Genomic DNA, 14,836 nt, shown 5'->3' with positions numbered 1-14,836 from the left:
GGAAGACGAAGGCAGAACTTAGCAGGAAGGTCGTTCTGGGAGCGAAGCGAACAGAACTTCCAAAAGGTTTGGGAAACACGGATGAAAAGTATTTACCGTATGCGGTTTTGAAGGTACAATAAATTCTAATAAAGTTTCAGAGAGGATTCAGAAATTTTTCTGGATCTTTTTTTATATCAGATGTGAGATGACTCCCACCTCTTTAGGGACGCCACTGAAAAAGTCCTTATTTTGCGCAAAGTAGCACAAGATAAAGTATATTTATATGTTTTGCGCTACTATATATTGTATGTAAAAACAGTTTTTCAGTGGCGTCCTTTAGGTGGAGAGGAGCAAATTAGTATCAGTGGTGGGAGTCAATCCCCCATCTGATATAGCCTCCGGCAGGATTGCAGAGATGCGCAAAAGAAATATGTCATGCTTTGCATGACGCGCATCTTGCAGCAAGAATGCCTCGGCATTCTTGAATATAAACAGATAAAAACCTGGAAATACCAGAGTTTCCCAATTCTGCTTCTTGAAGAAGATTGAAAACTCTGGTATATTAAAAGATGATTATTCATGAATAAATTTGGGGGAAGCGGATATGGTAAGCAGAATAATTGAAATCACAAACAAATCCGGATTACATGTTCGTCCTGCAGCAAGACTTTCCAAGGCAGCAGAGCATTGTACATCAAAAGTTGAGATTGTATATGAAGGTGCCGTGATCAATGCAAAAAGTCTTTTGAATATTGTGTCAAAGGCAATTGCGAAGGGAACAGAAGTAGAACTTCGGTGTACCGGTGCGAATGAAGAAGAAGATCTGGAATATATGGCAGAAGCGTTCCAGAATCTGGAATAAGGATATAGAGATATGACAACAGAAGAACTGGCATTAGAAGTCGTAGAACGACTGGAAAAGGAATATCCGGATGCAGGATGTACACTGGATTATAATGAAGCATGGAAGCTGTTGGTCAGCGTCCGTCTGGCGGCACAGTGCACCGATGCGAGAGTAAACATAGTAGTAAAAGGCTTATTTGAAAAGTATCCGAGTGTCTCAGCATTGGCAGCTGCTGATGTGGCAGATATTGAAGCAATTGTAAAACCGTGTGGACTGGGAAAAAGTAAAGCACGAGATATCAGTGCCTGTATGAAGATGCTTCATGAGAAATATCAGGATCAGGTGCCGGATCAGTTTGAACAGTTACTGGAACTTCCGGGTGTGGGAAGAAAAAGTGCGAATCTGATCATGGGGGATGTATTTCAGAAGCCGGCAATTGTGACAGATACGCATTGTATCAGACTTTGCAACCGCATTGGTCTGGTAGACCATGTCAAAGAGCCGAAGAAAGTAGAGATGGCTTTGTGGAAGATCATTCCTCCGGAAAAGGGAAGTGATTTCTGCCACAGGCTGGTGATTCATGGAAGAGAAGTCTGTACCGCAAGGACGAAGCCGTATTGTGACCGGTGCTGTCTGGCAGATATCTGCAAGAAAGAAATTTAATGTATAAACGATATCCGTTTCATTTTTTTGAGGATTATATTAATAATAGAGATAAAAAGATTCCGTATCATAGAACTAAGTTTTGATAGGGAATTTTTTTATAAAAAGAAAGTTTAATGAATAGCGTTAAATGAAGAGCTAATTTGTATAAGTGCTTGATGCATCCGCCTTTCAGGCGTTGCAGGCATAGGCCCCTTATAGGGGCATAATCAAACCACCAGTTGAACTGGTGGTTCATGACTAAAAAGAGGCAGCAACTTCATAATTACATGAAATCACTGCCCTTAAGAGCCGTTCCTGGTGGACTGCTCTTTATTTTTTATTTTTTTCTACTTCCATGAGCTTCATGGCACGAACTTTTAATGGAAGACCAAACAGTGTGATAAATCCACTTGCATCGTTGTGGTCATACATATCACCAGTTGTGAAAGAAGCAAGAGATTCATTGTACAGGCTGTATGGAGAAGTAGTACCGGCTTTGATGATGTTGCCCTTGTAAAGCTTGAATTTTACTTCACCGGTTACATATTTCTGAGTGCTCTTTACGAATGCCTGAAGAGCTTCGCTCAGTGGAGTAAACCATTTTCCTTCGTATACAACCTGAGCTAACTGGCTGCCAAGTTTTTTCTTGGTCTCCATAGTTTCACGATCCAGGCACAGCTCTTCCAGCTGGTCATGTGCTTCCATAAGAATAGTTCCGCCCGGAGTTTCATAAACACCACGGGACTTCATACCAACCACGCGGTTTTCTACAATATCTACAATTCCGATACCATGCTTACCGCCCAGAGCGTTCAGTTCACGGATGATATCAGATACTTTCATCTCTTTTCCGTTGATGGTCTTTGGAACACCTTCTTCGAATGTCATAGTTACATATTCACCTTCATCCGGAGCCTTTTCAGGTGTCACACCAAGAACCAGCATATGCTCATAGTTTGGTGCATTGGAAGGATCTTCCAGTTCCAGACCTTCATGGCTGATGTGCCATAAGTTGCGGTCACGGCTGTAGCTGTGGCTCATATCGAATGGAAGGTCGATGCCGTGCTTCTTACAGAATTCAATCTCATCTTCACGAGACTGCATGGTCCATACATCTGTCATTCTCCAAGGAGCGATAACTTTCAGATCAGGAGCCAGTGCCTTGATAGCCAGCTCGAAACGGATCTGGTCATTACCTTTACCGGTAGCACCATGGCAGATAGTGGTAGCACCTTCTTTTCTTGCGATCTCTACCAGACGTTTTGCGATAACCGGTCTTGCCATGGATGTTCCAAGCAGATATTTGTGTTCGTATACAGCACCTGCCTGTACACATGGAACGATGACGTCATCACAGAATTCATCAGTTACATCTTCAATGTATAATTTTGCAGCGCCGGATAATTTAGCTCTTTCATCCAGACCATCCAGTTCGTTGCCCTGTCCGCAGTTTACACAACAGCAGATAACATCGTAATCAAAATTCTCTTTTAACCATGGAATCATAGCAGTGGTATCCAGACCACCTGAATAAGCCAGAATAACTTTTTCTTTCATATTATAAATCCTCCTGTTTGTAACAAACCTGTTATGTTTGCTCAGCTAGGTTTTACTATACATCATTTAAAGAAGGTTTGCAATATCAAATTTGCCGATATTACATATTTATACAGGAAAAAAGAAGAACAAATGCATAAATATAAAAACATACTTGCATAATATACAGAAAAGATGTATAATTATGCAACGACAAAATGAATACACAAAATCTGTCTATTGAAATATGAGAAAAATAAAGGTATGATAAAGAATCAGGTAGATCATAGGAAGGAAAAAATGTTATGATAAAAGCAGGTATTATAGGTGCTACCGGTTATGCGGGAGCAGAGATTGTAAGATTATTAATGGGACATCCGGAAGCAGAGATCAAATGGTACGGATCCAGAAGCTACATTGATCAGAGATACGCAGATATCTACCGTAATATGTTTCAGATTGTAGAAGATGTATGCAAGGACGACAATCTGGATAAGCTGGCAGAAGAAGTGGATGTGATTTTTACAGCAACACCGCAGGGCTTCTGTGCATCTGTGATCAATGAGGAGATTCTGTCCAAGGTAAAAGTCATTGATTTAAGTGCAGACTTCCGTATTAAAGATGTAAAAACATACGAAAAATGGTATGGTATCGAACACAAGTCACCGGAATATATCAAAGAAGCAGTTTACGGTCTGTGTGAGATCAACCGTGAAGATATTAAGAAGGCAAGACTGGTAGCCAATCCGGGATGCTACACCACATGCAGTATTTTATCCCTGTATCCATTGGTAAAAGAAGGGCTGATTGATCCGGCTACGATTATCATTGATGCCAAATCAGGAACTTCAGGAGCTGGTCGTGGAGCCAAGCTTGACAATCTGTTCTGTGAAGTCAATGAGAATATGAAGGCTTATGGAGTGGCAACTCACAGACATACACCTGAGATTGAAGAACAGCTGGGATATGCGGCAGGAGAAGAGATTGTACTGAACTTTACTCCGCATCTGGTTCCAATGAACAGAGGTATTCTGGTGACAGCTTATGTGTCTTTAAAAGAAAAGGTATCTTATGAGACAGTAAAAGCTGTCTATGACAAATATTACGAAAAAGAGAAGTTTGTCCGTGTGCTGGATAAAGATGTCTGCCCACAGACCAAATGGGTGGAAGGCAGCAATTATGTAGATGTGAACTTTAAGATTGATGAGCGTACCGGCAGAGTGATTGTCATGGGTGCACTGGATAATCTGGTTAAAGGAGCTGCCGGACAGGCAGTTCAGAATATGAACCTGGTCTTCGGACTGGAAGAAAGTACGGGACTGGATCTTGTTCCAATGTTCCCGTAGGAAAGCAGAGGACTTATGGCAGAAGAGATAAAGATTCGGGCAATGAAAATAGAAGATTTTGATCAGGTGCATGCACTGTGGATGAAGATCAGTGGATTTGGAATCAGAAGCATCGACGATTCCAGAGAGGGTGTAGAGAGGTTCCTGAAGCGGAATCCGGACTGCAGTGTGGCTGCAGAGAAAGACGGTCAGATCATCGGCAGCATTTTATGCGGGCATGACGGAAGAAGAGGCTGTCTGTATCATGTGTGTGTACACCCGGAGTATCGTAAGCAGGGGATCGGCAAGTCTATGGTAGTATTTGCCATGCAGGCATTGAAGAAGGATCAGATCAATAAAGTATGTCTTATTGCTTTTACACAAAATGATATTGGTAATGCATTCTGGAAAGAGATCGGATGGACAAAAAGGGAAGATCTGAATTATTATGATTTTACATTAAATGAAGAGAACATCACTGCATTTAATCAGTAAATGCAGGTACGGAAAGGAAGTAACAAAATGGAAACACTGGAAAACTGGCAGGAAAAAGCGGAGGTCTTGATTGAAGCCCTTCCATATATACAGAGATTTCGTGGGAAGATTATTGTAGTCAAATACGGCGGAAGTGCCATGGTGGATCATGAACTGAAGAAGAGTGTGATTCGTGATGTGGCACTTTTGAAGCTGGTTGGTTTCCGACCGATTATCGTACATGGCGGCGGCAAGGAGATCACCAAGTGGGTAAACAAGGCGGGGCTGGAGACGAATTTTGTCAACGGTCTGCGTGTGACTGATAAAGATACCATGGAGATTGCAGAGATGGTACTGAACAAGATCAACAAGGGACTTGTATCCATGATGGAAAAGGTAGGTATCCATGCAGTTGGCATCAGTGGCAAAGACGGTACAACCTTGAGAGTAGAGAAAAAACTGTCCAAGGGACAGGATATTGGATTTGTAGGAGAGATCAAAGAGGTTAATACCAGACTTCTGGAAGAACTGCTGGAAAATGATCTGGTGCCGGTAATCTGTCCGATTGGATCAGATGATGAGTATCATTCTTATAATATCAATGCCGATGATGCAGCCTGTGCCATTGCATCTGCCATGGGTGCGGCCAAGCTGGCATTCCTGACAGATATCGAGGGCGTTTATGAAGATCCGGTAAGAAAAGAGACACTGATTTCCCGTATGACGGTCAGCGAGACAGAAAAATTCCTTGCCAGCGGACATGTGGGAGGCGGTATGCTTCCGAAGCTTCAGAACTGTGTGGATGCGATCAAATCCGGTGTTTCCAGGGTACATATTCTGGATGGCAGAATTGAGCACTGCCTGCTTCTGGAATTCTTTACAGATAAAGGTGTTGGTACTGCAATTATTGCAGATAATGAAGAGGAATAGAGGTAGAAAAGATGAATGCATATATGGAACAGACGGAACAGTATGTACTGCATACTTATAACCGTTTTCCGGTGGTTTTGGAATCCGGAAACGGTGTGTATCTGAAGGATACTGACGGAAAAGAATATCTGGATTTTGCAGCGGGAATCGCGGTGTATGCCCTTGGTTATCATTATCCGGGATATGATGAAGCTCTGAAAAGCCAGATCGACAAAGTTATGCATACTTCCAACCTGTATTATAATGTACCGATGGGAGAAGCGGCAGAAAAGCTGATTAAGGCCAGTGGCATGAGCAAGGTGTTCTTTACCAATAGTGGTGCAGAAGCAATCGAAGGTGCCATCAAGGCAGCAAGAAAATATGCATGGCTTAAAGATGGACAGGCAGATCATGAGATCATTGCTATGAATCATTCCTTTCATGGAAGGAGTGTGGGTGCACTTTCTGTCACCGGTAATTTCCATTATCAGGAAGCATTTCGTCCGTTGATGGGCGGCGTGAAGTTCGCTGATTTTAATGATATTGCCAGTGTGAAGGCACAGATCACGGATAAGACTTGTGCTATTATTATGGAGACGGTACAGGGAGAAGGCGGTATCTATCCGGCAGATCCAGCATTCCTGAAGGAAGTACGACAGATCTGTGATGAAAAAGATATTCTGCTGATCCTGGATGAAATTCAGTGTGGTATGGGACGTACCGGTTCCATGTTTGCATGGCAGCAGTATGGTGTAGCACCGGATATCATGACCACAGCCAAGGCCCTGGGATGCGGGGTTCCGGTAGGAGCATTTGTGTTGAATGAGAAAACAGCAAAGGCTTCCTTGGTTCCGGGTGATCATGGAACTACTTACGGCGGCAACCCATTTGCATGTGCAGCGGTATCTAAGGTATTTGATCTGTTTGAGTCTGAAAAGATTATAGAACATGTGAATGAGATCGCACCGTATTTTGAAAAAAAACTGGATGAACTAATGCAGAAGTATGACTGTATCACAGCCAGAAGAGGAAAAGGGTTGATGCAGGGGCTGGTCATCGGCAATGGTGTGAAAGTAGGAGATATCACAAAAGAAGCACTGAATCACGGACTGATTGTGATCTCGGCAGGCAGTGATGTACTTCGTATGGTGCCACCGCTGATTATCGAGAAACAGCATGTAGATGAATATATTCAGAAATTATCAGAAACTATAGATATACTGTTAAAATAAGAGCGAAACCGAAAGAATAGAAGGAACTCCTTTTGATTATACTAAAATCAAAAAGGAGTTTTTTTATGGTTGGAGTAATTGCGGCACTGGTATCCGGTGCATTGATGAGTATACAGGGAGTTTTTAATACAGATGTAACAAAACAGACCAGTCTCTGGGTATCGGCATCATTTGTGCAGTTTACAGCTTTGCTGGTATGTCTTGCTGCATGGCTGATCTGTGACAGAACCAGTTTTCGAAGTCTGTTTGAGATATCGGATAAGTATGTGTTGTTGGGCGGTGTGATTGGCGCATTTATTACGGCAACAGTTATTTGGAGTATGAATGGTTTGGGGCCTGCAAAGGCAGCCATGCTGATTGTGATTTCTCAGCTTACTGTGGCATGGTTCATTGAACTGGCAGGAATCTTCGGGATGGAGAAGCAGCCGTTTTCCATGAGAAAGCTGTTGGGACTTCTTATTGCCGCAGCAGGAGTTATTACATTTGAATTATAAAAATGTTACAAAAACAAAAAATACTATTGTAATTTATGGAAAAGTTCGTTAAAATGTGAATGATTGTACCTTGGTACGATCATGTTCAGGGAAGCCCCGGAGGCGAAAACGGAAGGGGCGGTTAGATGAAAAAGAGAAAGTCACAGGCTGTCAGCTTCATGCTGGCAGCGATGCTTGGTCTTACCGGCTGTGGCACATCAGAGAAGGATGTGGTCTGGCAGACGGTGGAAGAATCGTTTTTCACAGAGGCGGTGGAATCGGAGCTATCTGGTGAATCGCCTACAGAGAGCGGCCTGGAAAATACGGCGGGTAAGAACAGTGACACGAATAAGGATATTATGGAGACAGAGCAGGTGGTATTGTTGTATGCAGATATCTGCGGAGCTGTAGAGAATCCTGGAGTCTATGGATTGGAAGAAGGCTCACGTATCTGTGATCTGGTGAAGCTGGCAGGGGGACTGACAGAAGAAGCAGATCTTAATGCACTCAATCAGGCGGAGAAGGTGACAGACGGAATGAAGGTCCGTGTATATACGAAAGAAGAAGCTGTAGATCTGCCGGTACAGACTGGTATTGGCATGACAACGACAGAAGAAACAGGCAGTGGCACGATAAATATCAACACTGCAGATCAGACGCAGCTGGTGACATTATCCGGAATCGGGGCGGCAAGAGCAGCGGATATCATCGCATATCGGACGGAACATGGGAGTTTTCAGACAATCGAAGAGATTATGAATGTCAGTGGCATCAAGGAATCGACATTTCAGAAAATAAAAGATCAAATTGTAGTGAAGTGAGGAGAAGTCAGATGGCGAAAAAGGTGTTAGTTGTCGATGATGAGAAGAATATTGTAAAAGGAATCCGGTTCAGTCTGGAACAGGATAGCATGGAAGTGGACTGTGCATATGATGGAGAAGAGGCACTGAATATGGTGCATGCGAAGGAATACGATGTAGTGCTTCTGGATTTGATGCTGCCGAAGGTAGACGGACTGTCTGTATGCCAGCAGATCCGTGAATTTTCCAATGTACCGGTGGTAATGCTGACTGCGAAAGGTGACGATATGGATAAGATCATGGGACTGGAATATGGTGCGGATGACTATATTACCAAGCCATTCAATATCCTTGAGGTTAAGGCACGGATCAAGGCGATCATGAGAAGAACCAGCAAGTCGGCAGCAACAGAAGCCAAAAGTAAGACCATCGAAGTGGGTGATCTGATGCTGGACTGTGAGGGAAGACGTGTCAGCATTGCCGGAAAAGAGATCAATCTTACAGCAAAAGAATTCGATGTTCTGGAACTTCTGGTATTTAACCCGAACAAGGTATACAGCAGAGAGAATCTGCTGGATCTTGTCTGGGGATACGAATATCCGGGGGATGTCAGAACAGTGGATGTACATATCAGAAGACTCAGGGAGAAGATTGAAGTGAATCCAAGCGAACCGAAGTATGTACATACCAAATGGGGCGTCGGATATTATTTTCAGCATTAAGAGAAAAAGAGAAGGGCTGAGTGATCAGCTCTTTTTTATCCTCTGTTTACAAGTCGAAAAAAATAGCGGGAGAATTTGATGAAAAAAATACAGAGCTTGATAGAAAAAATCGGATTAAAACGGTATCTGAAGAGTCTGCAGTTCCGGATTTTCATTATTTTATGTGTGGTTGGGATTGCACCGATTTTACTGATGAAGATGAGTATTCTGAAAAATTATCAGGATCAGTCGTTGATTCAGAGAGGAAAAATGCTCCAGAATCAGTGCGAGAATTTTGCTGACAGAATGGGAGATTCTCTTCAGGGAGATGATCTTCAGCTGGATGCTTTTGAGACGGAGATGGATCAGCTTGCGACGCTTTATAATGGCAGAATGGTGGTGGTGGATGATGAGTTTAAGGTAATCAAGGATACCTTTAATCTGGATGAAGGAAAGACACTGGTATCCAGAGAAGTTATACAGTGTTTTAAGAACGAAACCAGTCTGACACATGACGGAGAGTACAAGTTTATTGAACTGGCTCTGCCGATTCGGGAATCGGTGAATAAACAGGTGATTGGTGCACTGGTTATCAGTTCAGAGACAGCAGATATTGTTGAAAACAAGGAAGAACTGAGCCGAAAGGTATTTGTACTGCAGTCAGTACTGATGCTGGTGGTCCTCGTTACAGCATTCTATCTCTCCAGGTATCTGGTAAAGCCGTTTGCGAGAGTTACCAAGTCACTGGAAAAGGTAAGTGGTGGTTTCCTGGATGGAGATCTTATGATTTTGGATTATACAGAGACCAGAGAGATGTCTGAAGCATATAATCAGATGCTTGCCAGAATGAAGACACTGGATGATTCCAGACAGGAATTCGTATCCAATGTCTCTCACGAACTGAAAACACCGATTACTTCCATGAAAGTATTGGCAGATTCCCTTCTGATGCAGGAAGATGTACCTGCAGAACTGTACAGAGAATTTATGGGAGACATTGCAGAAGAGATCGAGCGGGAAAATAAAATCATTAATGATCTCCTGTCACTGGTGAAGATGGATAAGAAAGCAGCCGATGTGAACATTCAATCTACCAATATCAATGAACTGATTGAACTGATTATGAAGCGCCTTCGACCGATTGCCCAGAAGCGTAATATTGAACTGACACTGGACAGTTACAAACCTGTGATTGCGGAAGTTGATGAGACAAAGCTGACGCTTGCACTGTCTAATTTGATGGAAAATGCGGTGAAATACAATAAGGATGGCGGATGGGTGAGGATATCCATCAATACAGACCATAAGTATTTTTATGTAAAAGTGGAAGATAATGGAATTGGAATTCCTAAAGAAGACCAGGAACACATTTTTGAGAGATTCTATCGTGTAGATAAGTCTCATTCAAGAGAGATCGGAGGAACAGGTCTGGGACTTGCCATTGCCAGAAGCGGAATTCTCATGCATCACGGCATCATTAAGGTATATAGTGAAGAAGGAGAAGGAACCACATTTACGGTACGCGTACCGCTGGTTTACCAGGAATAATTTAACTATTCAGGACTCAATGTGAAGGTACTGAACAGGCACGAAATAATGAGAAGTGAAGCAGGCAGGAAAGGGAATATGAAGAAAAAAACAATTTTTACGGTTGCAGCGGCAATGCTTCTGCTGAGCGGATGTGCTGAGAAAAAAGGTGATTCTGCCGGATATCAGGTATATTATACCAATGAGGATGGAGATACACTGTTGTCAGCCGGATATCAGATTATGGGAGACGATACCCTTGCATGTATCCAGGAAATGTGGAAAAAGATGCAGGATACCATGCAGGGAAACGGGCAGAGCAGTCTGGTACCGGAGAAGCTGGAGATACAAGAACTGGATCTGACCGGAGGACAGCTTACGGTAACCTTTAACTCAGAATATTATAATATGAGTACCATTCAGGAGGTTCTGCTCCGGGCAGGGCTGGTAGAAGGGGTGACCCAGTTTCAGGATGTGAAGACAGTTGTATTTCATGTGGGAGACGATGTGTTAAGAGATCATAAGGGAGAACCGGTAGGGGCTATGACCAGAGGAACCTTTATACACAATCCGGTAGGTATTAACTCATACCAGTATGCATCTCTGACTCTGTATTTTTCCAATCTGACAGGTGACCACATTGTGAAAGAAATGAGGAATGTGCATTATTCCACGAATACGGTTATCGAGAAAGTCATTCTGGAGCAGCTTACTGCGGGGCCGATGAATACCAGACTAAGTTCGGTGCTGAATGACAATGTGAAGGTGCTGGATATCTGGGTGGAAGATAAAACCTGCACATTGAATCTCAATCAGGCATTTCTGGATACCGCAAAAGATATGGCCAGGCCGGAAGTGATTCTGTATGCGGTTGTGGATACTTTGTGTGATAACCTGAGCGTAGATAAGGTACAGTTCCAGGTAGAGGGAAGTTCTGATGTGGTTTTTGGAGATTCATTAAGTCTGGCAGGACCATTTCATCGAAACAGTGAAATTATTGAGGTGCAGGACAGTACCATGGAAGAGAGTGATTCTGTGGACAGTACAGATCTGGGAGAACCTCAGATCGGACTATAGAAGATATGAAGTTATTGTTCACGAAGTGAACAGTAACGATATGAGAAAGGAAGCAGTTTGAGAAAACGAAAATTATGTATCATCTGCTTTCCTGTCATCATATGGCTTTTGATGACAGGAATATGGGATATGCGGGAATCCGGGCGGACTCCCCATCCGTGGAAGGAAGGCAGCAGTCTGACAGTAACCGGTACTGTGTACCGGTCAGAAACAAAAGAGGACAGTCAGAGTATATATCTGAAAAACATTTCTATAGATTCAAATTCAGTAACATCGGATCCGGTCATCTCGGCTGGAAAAACAACCAGGATAAAAGCAGAACTAAATAAAGTAACAGAACTTCAGATCGGAAATCAGATTCAGGTAACCGGAGTCTGCCAGTATTTTTCCAGAGCAGAAAATGACGGAGGCTTTGATGCGGAGCAGTATTATGCATCAAAGAATATTGTGATGCTCTTGAAAAAAGCAAATGTAGAGAGACAAAAAAAGTCTGTGGACTGGCTGGGAGAAAGCTGCAGGATTTTAAAGGAAAAAGCCGGTGCGGTTCTTCGAAAAAGTCTCTCATCGGAAGAGGCAGGTGTGATGGAGTCTCTTCTTCTGGGAGAAAAAAGCGGGCTGGACGGGGAAATCAGGGAACTTTACCAGAAAAACGGGATTATTCATGTACTGGCTATTTCAGGACTTCATGTATCGGTAATTGGCATGTCTTTATTTCAGTTTCTGAGAAAAAGAAGGTGGGGATTTGTAACAGCATCTGTGATGTCAGGCATCTGGATCTGGTTTTATGCAGAACTGACCGGGTTTTCCGTATCCAGTGTGAGAGCCATGCTGATGTTTTTTCTGTTTCTGGGAGCGCAGATACTTGGAAGAACCTATGATCTGGTCACGGCAATGACAGTTGCAGGCGTGATGATGCTTCTGTACGATTCAGGACTGGCAGTTCAGAGTGGTTTCCTGTTGTCTTATGCAGCTGTGGCGGGAGTGGCAGCATCTCAGGCATTGCCGGATAAGCACAGACTGCTGTCTCCCTTTAAGGTCAGTATTTTCACATGGCTGATGACACTGCCCGTAACAGCTTACTTTTATTATCAGGTACCAATGTATGGGATTTTCCTGAATCTCTTTGTAGTTCCGTCCATGTCAGTGATAGTTATGGCTGGGATTGGCGGAATACTGGCAGGGGCAGTAAGTACGACGGCAGGCACATTTATACTGGCGCCGGTACATTATCTGCTTCAGATTACCTTTGCGCTGTGCCGATTTTGTGGAAAGCTTCCGGGGGCAATATGGATCACCGGAAGACCTGCGCTATGGAAAGCGGGAGGCTATTATCTGACGTTAATTCTGCTATTTGTGATTTTACTGAAAAAAAGAAAAATAGATTTGATAAAGAGTACATTTGGAATTATACTAGGAATAGGCATTTTAAGTTATCAGGGAGATCGGGACTGGTCTGTCACATTTTTAAGTGTGGGACAGGGTGATGGAATCTGCATCCAGACAGAACTGGGACATGTCTGGATGATGGATGGCGGCAGCAGTACACAGAAGAATTTGGCAAAATACTGCCTGGAACCGTATTTAAAGTACTGGGGTATCCGGGAAGTAGACGGCTGGATGATTTCTCATTTCGATCAGGATCATGTCAGTGGTCTGATCGAGATCCTGGAAGGGTATGAGAAAGGATGGAATCAAAAGAACCGTAACGGAATTACGGTGAAGCGTATTCTGATACCGGATCTTATGCAGGAGGAAGATCTGGAAAAGCAGATTCTGCAACTGGCGGAGAAACTGCAGATACCGGTATTGCGCTGCAAGAGGCTGGATAAAATAAAACAGGATAGCATGCAGATAGAAGTCTTCAGTCCCATTGCCAATTTCCCGTATGAGAATCAGAATGCGGGATCTATGACTGTGAAGGTCAGCTATCAGGATTTTTCTGTTCTTCTGACCGGAGATCTGGAGGGAGAAGGAGAAAAACAGCTTCTGGAGAACGACATGGGACAGATAGATGTGCTGAAAGTAGCTCATCATGGCTCCAGAAACAGCAGTTCAGAAGAGATACTGGATACAATTGGTGCGAAAGTGGCAGTGATTTCCTGCGGAAAGGGGAACCGTTACGGGCATCCCCATCGGGAACTGCTGGATCGGCTGGAAAAGAACGGATATCAGATACATCGTACCGATCTGGAAGGTATGATCCGGTTTACTCTCAAAAAAAGAAAGGAAGACAGTGATGCAGGCAGGCGGATATAAAAAAATGTTCACTATTCGGGAACAGGCGGAAGCAAGAGAAAAGGCAATGCTTAGTCCTTATGCTTCCCTGAGTGTGAATACCAGAGGAAGAGAACGGAATGAAAAACCCTGTGAGATACGTCCGGCATATCAGAGAGACCGTGACCGTATTCTGCACTGTAAGGCGTTCCGAAGGCTGAAGCATAAGACGCAGGTATTTTTGTGCCCGCAAGGGGATCATTACCGTGACCGGCTGACCCATACGCTTGAGGTATCTCAGATTGCAAGAACGATCAGCTGCGCATTGTCTCTGAATGAGAGTCTGACAGAAGCCATTGCCTTGGGGCATGATCTTGGACATACGCCGTTTGGACATTCCGGGGAACATGTGTTGAATCAGCTAAATCCGGGCGGTTTTATCCACTGTGACCAGAGTGTGAGAGTGGTGGAGATTCTGGAGAAAAAAGGGCAGGGTCTGAATCTGACCTGGGAGGTGCGTGACGGAATACGCAATCACCGTACCAGTGGGCATCCATCCACGCTGGAAGGCAGATGTGTTCAGCTTGCGGATAAGATTGCTTATATTAATCATGATATTGATGATGCGGAACGGGCAGGGATTCTGAAAGAAGATGATATTCCGGAAGAATACCGCAGAATTCTGGGAAGTTCCACGAAAGAACGGCTCAATACTATGATCTGTGATATTGTAAAGAACAGTATCGGAAAGTCACAGATCAATCCCACCGGAGATATTGAATGGGCAATGAAGAATCTCCGTGCATATATGTTTCGGAACGTATATACCGGCAGTATAGCCAAATCCGAAGAGGGAAAGGCGGAGTCAGTAATCCGTTCCCTGTACGATTATTATACAGAGCATCTGGAAAGTTTGCCGGAGGAATATCTGGTTATGATTTATCATAGAGGAGAAGGCGTGGAGCGCGTTGTCTGTGATTATATTTCAGGCATGACAGATCAGTACGCCATGGCAAAATATACCGAATTATTTATACCTAAATTATGGCAGTTCTGAAGTAATTGTTTACAGTTTATGTCCTGCGAGGTGTTTTTTG

At 43.5% G+C, this 14,836-nt stretch carries 14 protein-coding genes; 13 read left to right on the top strand and 1 reads right to left on the bottom strand.

The window, feature by feature from the left end:
* The first annotated feature begins 586 nt into the window (after nt 1-586).
* Together H8716_RS14800 and H8716_RS14795 are read left to right on the top strand one after the other, a co-directional pair.
* On the top strand, nt 587-844 hold the full coding sequence (locus H8716_RS14800; RefSeq protein ID WP_249309807.1) for an HPr family phosphocarrier protein: 258 nt from the start codon (nt 587-589) through the stop codon (nt 842-844).
* Nucleotides 845-856: 12 nt separating this feature from the next.
* Nucleotides 857-1,489: an endonuclease III domain-containing protein gene (locus tag H8716_RS14795; RefSeq protein ID WP_249309806.1), complete on the top strand. Its 633-nt coding sequence runs from the start codon at nt 857-859 to the stop codon at nt 1,487-1,489.
* 312 nt (nt 1,490-1,801) lie between these two features.
* On the opposite strand, the gene H8716_RS14790 is transcribed toward H8716_RS14795, so the two are convergent.
* Entirely contained in the window at nt 1,802-3,028 is a 1,227-nt protein-coding gene (locus tag H8716_RS14790) for an argininosuccinate synthase (protein ID WP_249309805.1), read from the bottom strand.
* 284 nt (nt 3,029-3,312) lie between these two features.
* On the opposite strand from H8716_RS14790, the gene argC reads away from it, so the two are divergent.
* From argC to H8716_RS14735, 11 genes are all read left to right on the top strand, one after another.
* On the top strand, nt 3,313-4,353 hold the full coding sequence (argC, locus tag H8716_RS14785) for an N-acetyl-gamma-glutamyl-phosphate reductase (RefSeq protein ID WP_249309804.1): 1,041 nt from the start codon (nt 3,313-3,315) through the stop codon (nt 4,351-4,353).
* A 15-nt stretch (nt 4,354-4,368) separates the two neighbouring features.
* The gene (locus H8716_RS14780) at nt 4,369-4,827 is read left to right on the top strand and encodes a GNAT family N-acetyltransferase (protein ID WP_249309803.1); all 459 of its coding nucleotides are present in this window, start codon (nt 4,369-4,371) and stop codon (nt 4,825-4,827) included.
* A gap of 27 nt (nt 4,828-4,854) precedes the next feature.
* Nucleotides 4,855-5,736 carry an acetylglutamate kinase gene (gene argB, locus H8716_RS14775; protein WP_249309802.1) on the top strand — a complete coding sequence of 294 codons (882 nt, stop codon included), beginning with the start codon at nt 4,855-4,857 and terminating at the stop codon, nt 5,734-5,736.
* An 11-nt stretch (nt 5,737-5,747) separates the two neighbouring features.
* The gene (locus tag H8716_RS14770; protein WP_249309801.1) at nt 5,748-6,947 is read left to right on the top strand and encodes an aspartate aminotransferase family protein; all 1,200 of its coding nucleotides are present in this window, start codon (nt 5,748-5,750) and stop codon (nt 6,945-6,947) included.
* A 65-nt stretch (nt 6,948-7,012) separates the two neighbouring features.
* The gene (locus H8716_RS14765; protein WP_249309800.1) at nt 7,013-7,441 is read left to right on the top strand and encodes a DMT family transporter; all 429 of its coding nucleotides are present in this window, start codon (nt 7,013-7,015) and stop codon (nt 7,439-7,441) included.
* Between the two features lie 125 nt (nt 7,442-7,566).
* Nucleotides 7,567-8,241, top strand: a complete 675-nt coding sequence (locus H8716_RS14760) for a helix-hairpin-helix domain-containing protein (protein ID WP_249309799.1) — start codon at nt 7,567-7,569, stop codon at nt 8,239-8,241.
* 11 nt (nt 8,242-8,252) lie between these two features.
* The gene (locus tag H8716_RS14755; protein ID WP_249309798.1) at nt 8,253-8,942 is read left to right on the top strand and encodes a response regulator transcription factor; all 690 of its coding nucleotides are present in this window, start codon (nt 8,253-8,255) and stop codon (nt 8,940-8,942) included.
* Between the two features lie 78 nt (nt 8,943-9,020).
* Nucleotides 9,021-10,469, top strand: coding sequence for a sensor histidine kinase (locus tag H8716_RS14750; RefSeq protein WP_249309797.1), 1,449 nt, complete (start codon nt 9,021-9,023; stop codon nt 10,467-10,469).
* A gap of 78 nt (nt 10,470-10,547) precedes the next feature.
* Nucleotides 10,548-11,525 carry a GerMN domain-containing protein gene (locus H8716_RS14745; RefSeq protein WP_249309796.1) on the top strand — a complete coding sequence of 326 codons (978 nt, stop codon included), beginning with the start codon at nt 10,548-10,550 and terminating at the stop codon, nt 11,523-11,525.
* Between the two features lie 57 nt (nt 11,526-11,582).
* A complete protein-coding gene (locus H8716_RS14740) occupies nt 11,583-13,781 on the top strand; it encodes a DNA internalization-related competence protein ComEC/Rec2 (protein WP_249309795.1) in 2,199 nt (732 codons plus the stop codon).
* Nucleotides 13,762-14,796 carry a deoxyguanosinetriphosphate triphosphohydrolase gene (locus H8716_RS14735; RefSeq protein WP_330606651.1) on the top strand — a complete coding sequence of 345 codons (1,035 nt, stop codon included), beginning with the start codon at nt 13,762-13,764 and terminating at the stop codon, nt 14,794-14,796. The genes H8716_RS14740 and H8716_RS14735 overlap by 20 nt, the downstream gene beginning before the upstream one ends.
* Nucleotides 14,797-14,836 lie beyond the last annotated feature (40 nt).

Origin of the sequence: Jingyaoa shaoxingensis, from assembly GCF_014385005.1 — a bacterium.
GTDB lineage: Bacteria > Bacillota > Clostridia > Lachnospirales > Lachnospiraceae > Marvinbryantia > Marvinbryantia shaoxingensis.
Note: the sequence above shows the minus strand (reverse complement) of the source record. Positions and strands in the feature narration are given on the sequence as shown.

Excerpts from the sequence above, each read along its gene's own strand:
- H8716_RS14795 (WP_249309806.1), top strand. The coding sequence starts at position 857 with ATGACAACAGAAGAACTGGCATTAGAAGTCGTAGAACGACTGGAAAAG.
- H8716_RS14755 (WP_249309798.1), top strand. The coding sequence starts at position 8,253 with ATGGCGAAAAAGGTGTTAGTTGTCGATGATGAGAAGAATATTGTAAAA.
- argB (WP_249309802.1), top strand. The coding sequence starts at position 4,855 with ATGGAAACACTGGAAAACTGGCAGGAAAAAGCGGAGGTCTTGATTGAA.
- H8716_RS14745 (WP_249309796.1), top strand. The coding sequence starts at position 10,548 with ATGAAGAAAAAAACAATTTTTACGGTTGCAGCGGCAATGCTTCTGCTG.
- H8716_RS14800 (WP_249309807.1), top strand. The coding sequence starts at position 587 with ATGGTAAGCAGAATAATTGAAATCACAAACAAATCCGGATTACATGTT.
- H8716_RS14790 (WP_249309805.1), bottom strand. The coding sequence starts at position 3,028 with ATGAAAGAAAAAGTTATTCTGGCTTATTCAGGTGGTCTGGATACCACT.
- H8716_RS14765 (WP_249309800.1), top strand. The coding sequence starts at position 7,013 with ATGGTTGGAGTAATTGCGGCACTGGTATCCGGTGCATTGATGAGTATA.
- H8716_RS14780 (WP_249309803.1), top strand. The coding sequence starts at position 4,369 with ATGGCAGAAGAGATAAAGATTCGGGCAATGAAAATAGAAGATTTTGAT.
- H8716_RS14770 (WP_249309801.1), top strand. The coding sequence starts at position 5,748 with ATGAATGCATATATGGAACAGACGGAACAGTATGTACTGCATACTTAT.
- H8716_RS14760 (WP_249309799.1), top strand. The coding sequence starts at position 7,567 with ATGAAAAAGAGAAAGTCACAGGCTGTCAGCTTCATGCTGGCAGCGATG.
- argC (WP_249309804.1), top strand. The coding sequence starts at position 3,313 with ATGATAAAAGCAGGTATTATAGGTGCTACCGGTTATGCGGGAGCAGAG.
- H8716_RS14750 (WP_249309797.1), top strand. The coding sequence starts at position 9,021 with ATGAAAAAAATACAGAGCTTGATAGAAAAAATCGGATTAAAACGGTAT.
- H8716_RS14735 (WP_330606651.1), top strand. The coding sequence starts at position 13,762 with ATGCAGGCAGGCGGATATAAAAAAATGTTCACTATTCGGGAACAGGCG.